The sequence below is a fragment of the Delftia lacustris genome, assembly GCF_040267515.1.
Taxonomy (GTDB): Bacteria; Pseudomonadota; Gammaproteobacteria; order Burkholderiales; family Burkholderiaceae_C; genus Comamonas; species Comamonas tsuruhatensis.
In genome coordinates this window covers 3,791,188-3,803,550 of the sequence record NZ_CP141274.1, presented here as the reverse complement: position 1 = coordinate 3,803,550, position 12,363 = coordinate 3,791,188, and the positions used below count along the sequence as shown (strand labels likewise).

General features: G+C 61.3%; 7 protein-coding genes. 6 read left to right on the top strand and 1 reads right to left on the bottom strand.

What is annotated here, in order from left to right:
• The 4 genes from U6958_RS18760 to U6958_RS18745 all read left to right on the top strand — a co-directional run bounded on the left by U6958_RS18760 (position 1) and on the right by U6958_RS18745 (position 5,819).
• Positions 1-3,384 (top strand): UvrD-helicase domain-containing protein, encoded by a 3,384-nt coding sequence (locus tag U6958_RS18760; RefSeq protein WP_016446891.1) that lies wholly within the window; start codon positions 1-3, stop codon positions 3,382-3,384.
• Positions 3,385-3,467: 83 nt separating this feature from the next.
• Entirely contained in the window at positions 3,468-4,217 is a 750-nt protein-coding gene (locus U6958_RS18755; RefSeq protein WP_074924353.1) for a multiubiquitin domain-containing protein, read from the top strand.
• Positions 4,192-5,373: a ThiF family adenylyltransferase gene (locus U6958_RS18750; protein ID WP_074924351.1), complete on the top strand. Its 1,182-nt coding sequence runs from the start codon at positions 4,192-4,194 to the stop codon at positions 5,371-5,373. The genes U6958_RS18755 and U6958_RS18750 overlap by 26 nt, the downstream gene beginning before the upstream one ends.
• Positions 5,373-5,819 (top strand): DUF6527 family protein, encoded by a 447-nt coding sequence (locus U6958_RS18745; RefSeq protein WP_074924350.1) that lies wholly within the window; start codon positions 5,373-5,375, stop codon positions 5,817-5,819. Before U6958_RS18750 ends, U6958_RS18745 begins: the two co-directional genes overlap by 1 nt.
• 585 nt (positions 5,820-6,404) lie before the next feature.
• On the opposite strand, the gene U6958_RS18740 is transcribed toward U6958_RS18745, so the two are convergent.
• The gene (locus U6958_RS18740) at positions 6,405-6,758 is read right to left on the bottom strand and encodes a DUF4148 domain-containing protein (RefSeq protein WP_074924348.1); all 354 of its coding nucleotides are present in this window, start codon (positions 6,756-6,758) and stop codon (positions 6,405-6,407) included.
• Between the two features lie 469 nt (positions 6,759-7,227).
• Between U6958_RS18740 and U6958_RS18735 the strand changes: the two genes are divergently transcribed.
• Together U6958_RS18735 and U6958_RS18730 are read left to right on the top strand one after the other, a co-directional pair.
• Positions 7,228-10,908, top strand: a complete 3,681-nt coding sequence (locus tag U6958_RS18735; RefSeq protein ID WP_167368434.1) for an ATP-binding protein — start codon at positions 7,228-7,230, stop codon at positions 10,906-10,908.
• Positions 10,905-11,561 carry a hypothetical protein gene (locus U6958_RS18730; protein ID WP_074924344.1) on the top strand — a complete coding sequence of 219 codons (657 nt, stop codon included), beginning with the start codon at positions 10,905-10,907 and terminating at the stop codon, positions 11,559-11,561. The genes U6958_RS18735 and U6958_RS18730 overlap by 4 nt, the downstream gene beginning before the upstream one ends.
• Positions 11,562-12,363 lie beyond the last annotated feature (802 nt).

Sequence of the window (12,363 nt, the reverse complement as noted above, 5' to 3'; positions counted from 1 at the left end):
ATGGACCCCATAGAACTGGGGCGGCAGCACGCTCGGCGGCTGCACGATGAGGCCGTTCAGCGCGGGCGCAATCCGTGGTCGCCGTATGAGTTCGCTGTTGCCATAGCCAAAGACCTCGGAATCAACGTCGAGACCTGCACTCCTGGTAGTGCGCTGCTCGACGGCGGGCAGGCCTCCTTTGACCCGGACATTCCGCTCATCGTCCACGAGACTAAAGGGTCGCCGTTCGACCAGGCGTTCCTGGTTGCGCACGAAATCGGGCATGCGGAACTGGGCGACGGCGAAGAGGAGGCCGAGCCAGCGGCCCACATCGACCCGGCCCGCACGTCGGAAGCGGCACCTGTCGGGATGGACCGCGTTGTCGACTACAGCCGACGGCAACGGCGGGAGGTCCAGATGGACCTCTTTGCACGTGAACTTCTACTCCCAAGGCACGTGGCCTTCGACCTGCATGTTGCCCAGGGTCAGACGTGCTCCGACATTGCCGCGCGCCTCGGGGCGCCGTTTGAAGTCGTCGCCCAGCAGATGCTGGATGCCCTGTTGCTCCCCGCGTTGCCGACCGTCGCGGCAGCAGACACGGTCGAAATCCCCCTGAACCCAAAGCAGCACACTGCTGCTGCCCACCGCGGCGCCGCCTTCCTGCTCCAAGCCGGGCCAGGCACAGGAAAGACGCGTACGCTGGTGGCTCGCGTCGAAAGCCTGCTCGACAACGGCGTTGATCCTAGGCGCATCCTCCTCCTAACCTTCTCGAACAAGGCCGCGGGTGAGATGGCCGAGCGGATTGCCCAGAAGCGCCCACAAGAGGCGGCTGCGCTGTGCATCGGCACGTTCCACAGCTTCGGCCTAGACATCCTCAGGCGGTTCAACGACAGGTGCGAGTTGCCCACGGACCCCCGGCTGATGGACCGTACCGAGGCCGTTGAGCTGCTCGAAATTGAGTTCCCACGGCTTGGCCTGAGGCACTACCGAAACCTCTACGACCCGTCGCAGACTGCTGCCGACATCTTGACCGCGGTCTCCCGAGCCAAAGACGAGGTCGTTGGGCCTCAGGCCTATCTCGCCCTGGCTCAGGCGATGCGCGCGGCCGCGGCCGACGCCGCCGCCATCGAAATTGCTGAGAAGGCTGAAGAGGTTGCAAGGGTCTACACGCGCTACGAAGAACTCAAGGCGGCCTCAGGGTACGTCGACTTCGGGGACCTGGTCATGCAGCCGGTACTCCTCCTCGAGCGCGATGAAGCGGTCAGGACTCAGCTCCAGAGTGATTACGACCACGTCCTAGTCGACGAGTACCAGGACGTGAACCGGAGCAGCGTGCGGCTCCTCACGGCCCTCAAGCCAACCGGGGAAAATCTGTGGGTGGTGGGGGATGCCAAGCAGTCCATCTATCGCTTCCGGGGCGCCTCGTCCTTCAACATGGCGCGTTTCGGCCGCGAAGACTTCCCTGGAGGCGTTCGAGACAGTCTGGACATCAATTACCGCTCCACGTCAGAAATCGTCGGCGCCTTCTCCACCTTCGCGGCCAGCATGAGTGCCGCTGACGGGCCCACGTCCCTCGAGGCGGACCGTGGCTCCGGTGGCGCGCCGCCGGAGGTCATCACCGTTTCCGATGGCTCGCTCGTTACCTCGGCGCTGGTCGACAGCATCGAGCAGTTGCGGGCGGAAGGCTTTCGATATCGCGACCAGGCAGTCCTGTGCAGGGGCAACGATAGGCTGTCCGATACCGGACAGGAGCTTGAGCGTGCCGGCGTGCCCGTCCTGTTCCTGGGTAGCCTCTTCGAGCGCACCGAGATAAAGGACCTCGTTGCGGTGCTGTTGCTCCTCGTGGACAGGCGCGCCATGGGCCTTATTCGCACCGCCTGCTGGCCCGAGTTTGCAATGACGCTCGAGGACGCCGTGCGTGTTTTTGAGCGCCTTCGTGGCACCGACGTTCAGCCTGGTGCGTGGCGGCAGGGAGCACCGGACGTCACTCCAGCCGGGCGGGCCGCATTGGCTGCCTTGAGTACCGCGCTGGACGGCTTCGACGCCACGTCCCAGCCCTGGACTGTGCTCGCGACCCTCCTGCTTGACCGATCCAGGCTGGCGGCGCGCATCGCCTCGTCGACCAGCGTTCCTGATCAGGCCCAAGGAATCGCCATCTGGCAATTCATGAACTTCCTGCGTGTCCAGCCGAACGGGCAGGGCCTCCCCATCCAGCGGCTGGCTGACCGCGTGCGCAGGCTGCTGCGCTTGCGGGACGACAGGGACCTCAGGCAACTGCCCGCCGCAGCCCAGGGCATTGACGCCGTGCGCCTGATGACGATCCATGGCTCCAAAGGTTTGGAGTTTCCCGCGGTCCACATGGTGGGCGTGAACCAGGACTCCATCCCCGGCGCTATCCGCCCCTCCAAGTGCCCGCCGCCGACCGGTATGGTCACGGGAGGGGCTGGCAGCCCGGACGAAATCGCACGGGCCGCGCACAATGAGGAGCAAGAGTGCCTCTTCTACGTGGCGATGTCGCGGGCGAGGGACCGTCTGGCGTTCTACGGCGCCACGGCGAAGTCCAACGGCACCTCCAGGCCGCTGTCGAAGTTCCTTGATCGCATCGGCGTCGTCAGCCGGCGACCAGTGACGCCATTGACGGTCCTGCCTCCGGCTCCAGATGTCGCGCACATCCCTGTGGTCTTCTCTGGGACGCCACGCTTCAGTTCCGAGGCGGTCGCGCTCTATGAGTCGTGCGGGCGGCGGTTCATGTACACGCATCTACTGCAGGTCGGCGGCCGTCGACGCATGAGCGCCTTCATGCTGATGCACGAGGCGATCCGGGAGGTTTATCGCAAGGTCGTCGCCCAGGGCGCTGCCTCGACTGGCCAGTGTCAGGCGCTTCTCGCGGAGGCGTTCCTTACCCACGGGCTTCACGACCACGGCTACGTCGAGGACTACCGTGCCATGGCCTCCACGATGCTGGGCTACTTCCTGGAGTCGCGGGCTGGCGCCCTGGTTGAAGCGCCCACCGCGCTGCGCATCACCTTCGACAACCACGAAGTGGAGGTCAGGCCCGACGAAGTCCTGGTGCGCGACGGCGTTCGAACGCTGCGCCGAGTCAAGACCGGGCACGCATCGAGCCAGGAAGGCAAAGACGTCGGCGCCGCGGCGTTCGTCCTGGCGGCCCGTGCCGCTTTTCCAGATGCGGTCGTGGAGCTGGTGTATCTGGCCGACGCCGAAGCAAAGCCCCTGGTTCTGTCGGCCAAGGAGCTGAGCAACCGTCAGGGCAAGCTGGGCAACATCCTGCGCGACATCCGCGGCGGGAACTTCCGGGCCGAGGCGTCAGACATGACGTGCCCCAATTGCCCGGCCTTCTTCGTGTGCGGTGGTGTGCCGCCGGGGATCCTGGAGAGAGCTTTCTAAAAAGCTTACCGGCGGAGTTCGGTGGGGCCGATTGAGTAGGTGTAGGGCAGCAACGATGCCTCCCGCAACCTCCAAAGGACTATATGTCTCTCTCGAACTACGACGACGTTGGTGACGCGATCCGTGAGGGTCGTGCTTTGCGGGAAGCTTCGGCCTACCGCATCCGGTTTGCCCTGGAAGGGCTGACTTTCCGCAACATTGATGTGCCGGACCCGGTTCCTACCGGCCGGCAAATCCTAGCCAGCGCTGGCTTGGACCACCGCGCAGACTACATCCTGTATGCCTACCTTGACTCGGGCGACTTCGAGGACGTTCGTCTCGACGAGACCTTCGACCTGCGCGGCAAGGGCGCTGAACGCTTCATCGCGTTCAAGTCGGACCGCGACTTCAAGTTCTCGCTGAATGACCGCCAGCTGGCGTGGGGCCGCACCGACATGCTCGGCAGCGTCCTGTACGACCTCGCCGACGGGGCGTCGGATGAGGCCGTGTTCCTGGAGGTCCGCGGCGGTGAAGATCTGCTCATCGAGCCGGACGACCGCGTCAACCTCGACGCACCGGGCATCGAGCGTTTCATCACGGCGCCCAAGCCGCAGACGGGCTACGTCATCTTGGTCAACTCCGTCGAGGAGACCGTGCCTGATAAGCACGTCACCTTCGAGCAGGTGGTCAAGCTGTCGCACCCGAACGCGCCGGCCGAGACCAACGTGAAGTTCTCGATGACCTACCGCAATGCGGCCTCGTTCCCCCACGCTGGCGAGCTCGGCGAGGGCGGCTCTGTTGAAGTCAAGAAGAAAGGGACCATCTTCAATGTCACGCGCACTGTTCAGTCTTAATCCCGACCTGGCCCGGCTCCGCTCGGACGGCTATTTCATGCGCATCCAGGGGAGCCTCCTGGTGATGCTGGAGGTACCCTACGTCGACGCCCAGCGCCAGGTACGCTTCGGCACCCTGGTGTCGGGCCTCGACCTGGCAGGTGACCGCACCCGCAAGCCCGAGACGCACGTCATGCACTGGGACGGCGACTTCCCGTGCAATGCCGATGGGACGCCTTTGCAGGGCATCTCACATGCCGCGCCGAACTCCGACCTCGGTCACGGGCTCAGGGCGCGGTATAGCTTCTCCAGCAAGCCGAGCGACCTGGGCTACCCAGACTACTACGCCAAGATGTCGACCTACGCGACCATCGTGTCCGGGCCGGCCGCGGTGCTGCAGCCGGGCATCAGTCCGCGCGTGTTCCGCGGCGGCGATGAGGAAGATGAGGCCAGCGTGTTCAACTATCTCGACACGGCCTCCAGTCGCGTCGGGATTGGCGCGCTTGCCAGTAAGCTGGAGCAGGAAGTCGTGGCCATCATCGGCCTGGGTGGCACCGGCGGCTACATCCTCGACTTCGTCGCGAAGACGCCTGTGAAGCAAATTCGCCTGTTCGACGGCGATGACTTCTTGTCGCACAACGCGTTCCGTGCGCCTGGTGCACCATCGCTGGAGGAATTGCGGGATGCCCCGAAGAAGGTGGACTATCTGAAGGGCATCTACGAGCGCATGCACCGCGGCATCGAGGCGCACCCCTTGGTGATGAAGGCGGAGGCGCACGGTCTGCTGGATGGCATCACGTTCGCGTTCCTCAGCATGGACGCGGGCGAGGAGAAGCGCGCCGTAGTGGCCAAGCTCGAAGCGCTGGGCGTACCTTTCATCGACGTCGGCATGGGGCTGGAGCTCACCAACGGCAGCCTCGGCGGCATCCTGCGCGTCACGACGAGTACGCCGACGAAGCGCGAGCACGTGCATCAGGGCCGCATCTCCTTCGCGGGTGGAGGTGGCCAGGACGTCTACGCGTCCAACATCCAGGTGGCTGACTTAAATGCCTTGAACGCGTGCTTGGCGGTCGTGAAATGGAAGAAGCTGCGCGGTTACTACCGAGACCTGGAGCAGGAGCACCACTGCACCTACACCACGGACGGCGGCATGCTGCTCAACGGAGACCAATCGTGATGCGGCACCTGACCCTCGAGCACCGGTTCGTCCGGAACGCGCCCCGCGTACTGGAGCCGGGCGTGCTGTATATCTCGATGGAGTACGCGACAGCCGTGCACTCGTGCTGTTGCGGCTGCGGAGATCGCGTGGTGACACCCTTCACGCCGACGGACTGGCGAATGACGTTCGATGGCGAGTCCGTGACACTCAATCCTTCCGTGGGCAACTGGAATCAGGCTTGTCGCTCGCACTACGTGATCGATAAAAATCGTGTCATCGAGTATGGACCGTGGTCTGATGCGCGTGTTGAAATCGAAAAGCGGCGCGACAAGCAGGCGAAGGCCGAATACTACGGCTGTACCCCGGGGCTTGCACGACATGACTCTCTGTCGACTGCACCCGCCGGATACACGGCGCAAACGAGCGGCTTGTGGTCTCGTTTTCAGGGGTGGTTCTCGAAGTAGTTGGGGCCGGCCTTTCGAGCGGCCTAAAGATGTCTTTTGCTGCGTCCAGGACAGCTTCATACCAGTTCGTTTACGGACTGAGGTGTCGGGGCTGCGACCTCTGCAGAAGAGCCGTCGACGAATAGGCGGTAGCTCTGCAGTTCTCGGACTTGTGTCAGAGTGGGGAAGGTCAGGCATACATCCAGATGCGGTTCCAGTTACGTCAGCGCCGTGCTGGCAGCTCGGGAACTGATGATCAAGTCGAGCGCCGCTTTGTGCAGTCTGCCCAATTCTGCTGCTCTGACGAAGGTCGTGATGTACCGGACACGTTGATCACCATGAAGGATCTCCTGGCAGCGGAGTTTTCATCGGCGTGTGCCAAGCACTCAGCTTTAGTGCAACTATCCAGGCGCCAGTAGCCTGATACAGCGTCTTCCATCCGGTGAGTGTTTAGGCCGTGCACAGGAGCTCGCTGAGTGATCGTTTGGAGGTGGAAAGCATCAGAACCAGCCAATGGTCCCCCCGGCGCGTTCAAACGTAAGGGATTGTGGCGGCCACAACTGTCTTCTGCGCTTACCATCAAGTCGTTGCGCCCTGCGTAGATACTTAGGCCCCGGTTTCGCCGTAGAGACGCAGACGTGCGTCGCGATCGGCGGCCGACTCGTTCACCAGTTCCATGACCACTTGCTCCCGCGTCTTGCCCGGCCCGGCGTTGGGCTGAGAGGGGAAGGCGTTGGCTTCACCGTAGGAGAGCAGCCCTTGCTGCGCGGCGGCCTGGACCTCCGCCTTGACTTGGGCACGGGTCTTCTCGCTCTGGAAGTGTTCCGGGTGGACGATCACGCCGGCTTCGTTGTTGGCGGGATGCCAGTAGGCGGCCGAGGCCATGCCCGGCAGGGCCAGGGCGGCCACAGTGGCCAGGGCTGCAATCAGGGAAGAAGGGGAGAGGCGGTTTTGGGCCATGATGAGGTTCCTTGTAAGAGTGGATGACCGGGATCTCCAAGCCTTGGTGGGGGAGGAGGAGATGTGTTGATGGTAGAAATCCGAGCCCCACAGGACCATGAGCGCACGGTGAGATTTTTGTCAGCTTTCCGGGTGTTGTCAGGATGTCGAGGCTGGGGAATAAGCGACAAACTTCTGCGCATGATGGTCAGCGCGCATTTTTGTATGCAACTGGTAGACTAGGTGGGCGGTCCGGGATGGGGCCTGGAGGCGACGTTCACCGCCTTATGCTGGTGAAGAGCACAAAGCTGTCGCTGATTGACCCCGTAAGCCTCTACAACACCCGAAGACCCTCCGCTCAGCAGTCACGCTGCTTTGGCACTAAATGCTGGATCGACGGGCCTGCTATTCGACGGCTCTTTCTGCAGGAGCCTTCCTAATGCACCTTAGAGTGGAAGCCGCTTTCCATGGGCCACTCATTGCGATAAGTATGGAACGTACCCATCCCGAAAAGAAGTACCAGTTGCGGCGCATGCTGCTGATCAATGCGGGTACTAACAAGCATCTCCCTAGCAATCGAATTACATCGATTGACCCGCGCGGAGGAGCGCTGGTCACAGGGCCCAATGGTGTTGGTAAGACCATGACCCTACGGCTGCTGCCTCTCTTTTTTGGATACTTGCCCAGCCGCCTCGTGTCGGGCGGGGATGGACAAAAGGGAATGGTGCGTTTCATCCTACCGGAGGAAACGAGTGCGATCGCATTCGAGTACCAGCGAGGAGATGAGGGGGAGCTTCGCCTAGCGGTGATGCGCCGGGACCGTATCGATGCCAACGCTCCGTTCTATCGGATTTTTCGGAGTGGGTGGGACCAGAGCCTGTTTGTGCGTGACGGTATTTTCCTCACCGACGAGGAAGTGACCAGCATCACTTGCACCCATTACACAAAAAAGTTGACTTCTGCCGAATATCGGGCAGTTATCCTGCGTTCCACGCTCATAAGCAAGGACAAGAACATGCGGGCGCTGCAGGTGGAGCATTCCTTCGGCCCGAGCCCCCTCGAAAACCTCGACCGCCTGGTGGCCACGATGCTGCAGGACACGGTCAGCTTCTCTGACATCATCCAGGTGGCCGTCAGCCGGGTCAAACAGAACATTGGTGCCAACACCGAGCATGGCAAGCTGGCCTTCAAACAGCGGCGCTCGCAGATCGATGACTGGATCAGCCGCCGCCGCGCGGGTGCTCAAGCCCTGGAGAGGGCGGGGGATGTGACAGCACTGCGAGAGAGCATGGAGCGCACGGTCGCCTATGAGAACAAGATCCGCGCGACTTGGTGGGACGCAGACGCCCTCAAAAAGCTCAAGGAGGAATTTTATGCCACCAAGGTGGCGGAGTTGGCGGAGCTGGACCGACTCTGGAGTCTTGCCGTGGAGGATGAGGGCAGCGTTCACTTGCGTCTTACCGCGGCGGTATTGGAAGCTGATAAAAAGCACGCCGAGGCATGTAGAGAGCGCGACGAACTACAGGCCAAGTGGCGCCATTTTTTGCGGGAGGACGCCCAAGGGTGGAAGCAGCAGATGTCCACGTTCGCATCGCTGCAATCTGGGCTGTTGGCTCTTGAGCGGCAGATAGACGCGGCCACATTGCAGCAAAGCGATGCGATCAAGCACTATGGCAAGCTCAAAGAGGACGTTCGCACTCGTGCGTCGGAGGATATTCAAGCCTTGGAGTTGTCCAAGAAGAGTCCCTCCGAAGAGATGGAGCGAAACCATCTCCAGATTGAAGAAGAGTTCGAGCGGACAATTGCGGAGCTCAAGGAGGAGCATGAGGGTGCCATGCTCGCGCTACAGGAGTCCAAAGACGCATTCACTGAGCAGTTGGGCGAGTGGCGCCAGCGTCTGCGTGAACCCCAGCCGAGCGAAGACGCGCTAGAGGCCCTGCGAACAGCGAATACCAGCTTACACGTGCACCAAAAACGGCTGCTCGACGCAGTGGAGCATAACAGGCGTCTTGGCGCAGTTGCCTCGCAAACCAAGCAGACATTTGACAAGAGGGAAGATGACCTGCACACAGCCCGATCCAGACTAGAGGGCGCACAAAATGCGCTAGCCGTGGAGATTGAACGCCTCAATCCCCCTGTGGGTACTCTGCTGCATGCGCTGCGCAACCATCCAGATCAGGGATGGCGACACAGCCTGGCCAAAGTGATCGATGCGGGACTGCTGATGCGCGCTGATCTGGACCCGTCCTGGTTGGAGGAGGGGGGCACACTGTATGGCTGGGATCTGCAGACGCAAGAGATTGAATCACCCAGGTGGGTCGATGATGACCAAGTGCGTGTTGCCATTGCGGAACATGAGCATGCGATCGGTGTTGCTCGAGTGCGCCTCGCAGCAAACCAAGAGGAGTTGGAGCGCCTGTCTGCAGCTTTGGGCTCGGCAGAACAGGCATTCACCACAGATTCTGCCGAGTTGGAGGTAATGCAGGGGCAGGCCATGGGATTGGGCAACGCGGTCGAGCAAGCCCAGCTGGAAATTGAAACCCAGAAATCCTCGATTGCTGCTACAGCCAAGGGGAGGGTGGACTCTTTGGTGAAGGACTTGGCTGATCTGAGTGCCCAAATCGGGCGCAAGTCGACTGATTGGAGGGATCAGGAGAACGGACTCCAAGCGGAGCGCAGAACTCTGAAAGATGAGGCCACCAGGAAGCGCAACGCAACTCTGCAGACCATAGATGACGCCATCGCTGAAGTGCGCAAGCAGGTCGGTCTGCGCTGTCGGGATATCGATATCCAGATGAACGAGCACCTCAGCGCTCAAGGGGTGAACGTGGAACGCCTGGGCGAACAGCGGCAGGAGGCTGACGATCTATCGCGGCGGATTCAGGCGATTGAGCGCCACCGCCCGTTGGTCAAGGAGTGGGATGACTTTACTTCCACCGGCGGTGAGTCTCGTTTGGCCTCCTCCCGAACGCGGGCCGATGAGTCTGGCAGTGCCCTTGAGGGGGCGCAAGATCAACTCTTACAGCACAACATTCGATGGAAGACCCGCACGGAGGACCATGGCGGCGCGCGCAAGCACCTTACCGATGAAATGGAGCAACTGCAGAAGGACATCAATAGTCTGCAGACCCTGTTGACGGAGATCGGAATCAAGCCGGCCCAGGTGGTTTCCACGATCACGCTGCGGCACAGCGTTGACCAGTTGCGTGGCAGGTATCAGGAAGAGAGGAATGAGCTGCAAAAAGCGCAGTCGGCGATGTCGACGAAATTCCACAACCTGCGTAACGAGCTCTTGCATGGAGAACGGCAACTGGGCAAGTTTGTGCAGGATTGGATGAACCAGAGGGTGGACGCCAGCGCATCAACTTTTTCTCAGGCGCTGGAGCTATGCAGCTGCCATGGGCGCATCGCGCCCGAATTCATCCGGCCCAACAATCTTGAGTTGCGCACTATTTTGGCCAACATTGGCAGCCTGCACGCCACGATCTCGAATTTCGAAAGCGAGGTCAAGCGCGTGAACGAGCGGCTGCAGGACGGTCTCAGTCAGGTGAAGTGCTTCGAACGCATTCAGGATCTGAAGCTGAACATCGAGCCGAATTTCGAGGATTTAGGCTTCTACAAAAAGCTCTCCCACATGTCGACGGCCATCCGTGCCTACAACGAGTCCGGAGCCCCCTTGGAGGAGAACGTGCCGGCACCCAAGGAAATCGTGGCAGCACTGTCGGATTTCGCGAGTGTGTTGGGTAACGATGGTTCCCTTGAGGTGAATCTGGGTCAGCACATTACCCTTTGCGGCTCCGTGGTCGACAACGGTAAGCTCAAGCAGTTCAAGCGCGAAAAAGAGCTGGTCAGCATCTCCAGCAACGGCCTGTCCTCCATTTTGCGCATCACGTTGGTGACCGCCCTCATCAACACCATGCGGGGCTCCGACCCTGTCTATGTGCCTTGGGTCACAGATGAAATCGCCACTTTCGACGGCCCCAACCTGACTGCGCTGATGCAGATGCTCGTGGAAAACAAGATTGATGTGGTCACGGCCGCGCCCGACCTCGATCCGCTGTTGCATCCGCAGTTCTCGCAGCGCTACATTTTCCAAGACCGTGGGCGCGTGCGCGTTCTGGCGGATCGCCATCGGCTGGAACCGGCCAAACTGGTGGGGGCGCCATCATGAACCGACGCATTACCAAGCTGCTGCTTGCAGGCGAGTACATCTGTCCCTATCGCTACCCAACAGAGTTCGAGTCTCTGCAGGACCCACAGGAACACGATGAGATTGATGCTTGGCTAGGCGCTTTGGAGCGACGTATTGCACGGCTGGGTGCCGATGGAGCTTTTTTCATGGCGCCGCTGATGATCACTGTGGAGGACCAGCGTCAGCTTAAGGCTGCATTCTTGCAGTTCCGGGACGTCTACGGTCCCGCCGTGCTGATGTTGGACATGATCCGCCAGACCGATAGCCTCAACATCACGCTCGCACCGGGCGAGTTCATCCCCTTGTATGAACTGGAGCAGGCCGTGGCCAACTCCAGTACATTGGAGATGCAGCTCAAGAGCAAGCTGCAGGTGATCGATAACGCAAGCCACCGTAACACGGTGCGCGAGAACCTGCGCCGCATGATGGAGCACCTGGTTAAGGACGGCTATCTGGTGCTGGCGAGCAAGGAAACCGGTACCTACCGCGTCACCGGTAAGATCGACCAACTCTATGCAGTCCTTGCGTATCTGTCAGCCAACACGGTGATTCCCGAGGTCGACTCCAGTGAGGGTGATGCTGCAGATGCCGACTTGGTGGACTTGGCCAAAGGCGAGCGGGAGCCTCTGTGAGCGAGCGCAGTGATCAGGTCCAAAAGGTGCTGTGGATTCCACCAAAAGACCGAACTGCACAATAAAATTCTTAACTCGGGCGGAAGCCCACAGCACATTAGTTTTCCACATTGACCTACTGTTTTTGCAGGGCGCAGCCGCGATGGACTGCGGAACGCCACTGCACATTCGTTTTTCCGCCACTGATCTTTGTTTTTTCGGAGCGCGCCCGCGCTGGCCAGCGGCGAAGCGTGGCCTGCAGGCACATAGGACTCGCGGCGGTAGGTCTGAGCTGGGTCACCAGGGGCTGCCTGGCGTGAGTGGGTCCCGTGCATCGAGACCACCCGAGGCCTCGGCGTCGAAGGCATCCACGCTGAGCTGGCCGTACTGGGCGAACGCGCTGGGGGGGGCACGAACGAGGATCGAAGGCTCGGACGTTGACCTATGCGGAGGGAGTTCGAGTGCTCTGCCAGCCCTACCGCACTGGCGCACCGGCACGATGAAGGGGTGTGCATCGTTTGGATGCCTAGAATTCTGGCGCGGGTGAAGCGCCCTGGGCCTTCGCGGCGGTCACACCACCCCCCTACAGTGCACTTTTATGCGGGCCATCTACGGCGCTCGGCAGGATGGCGGTACGGCCTTGAAAAGTCTGGTCCTCACGTAGAGGCTGCTGTCGGCCAAGAGCAGCAGGCAACGGCAAACTTCTGAGCGGCAGCTTCAGACTGTTAGCGGTCTGTCGACGGACAGCAGACTTGATGCGGCGGTACGACAAGCCTGAGGTCCCCATCAGCTGTCGTTCGTGTCGGCCAGCATCGACCCAAAG

What these genes read in the sequence shown, in the direction of transcription:
- U6958_RS18750 (WP_074924351.1), top strand. Translation starts at nt 4,192, where the DNA reads ATGTCACGCGCACTGTTCAGTCTTAATCCCGACCTGGCCCGGCTCCGC.
- U6958_RS18735 (WP_167368434.1), top strand. Translation starts at nt 7,228, where the DNA reads ATGGAACGTACCCATCCCGAAAAGAAGTACCAGTTGCGGCGCATGCTG.
- U6958_RS18730 (WP_074924344.1), top strand. Translation starts at nt 10,905, where the DNA reads ATGAACCGACGCATTACCAAGCTGCTGCTTGCAGGCGAGTACATCTGT.
- U6958_RS18740 (WP_074924348.1), bottom strand. Translation starts at nt 6,758, where the DNA reads ATGGCCCAAAACCGCCTCTCCCCTTCTTCCCTGATTGCAGCCCTGGCC.
- U6958_RS18745 (WP_074924350.1), top strand. Translation starts at nt 5,373, where the DNA reads ATGCGGCACCTGACCCTCGAGCACCGGTTCGTCCGGAACGCGCCCCGC.
- U6958_RS18760 (WP_016446891.1), top strand. Translation starts at nt 1, where the DNA reads ATGGACCCCATAGAACTGGGGCGGCAGCACGCTCGGCGGCTGCACGAT.
- U6958_RS18755 (WP_074924353.1), top strand. Translation starts at nt 3,468, where the DNA reads ATGTCTCTCTCGAACTACGACGACGTTGGTGACGCGATCCGTGAGGGT.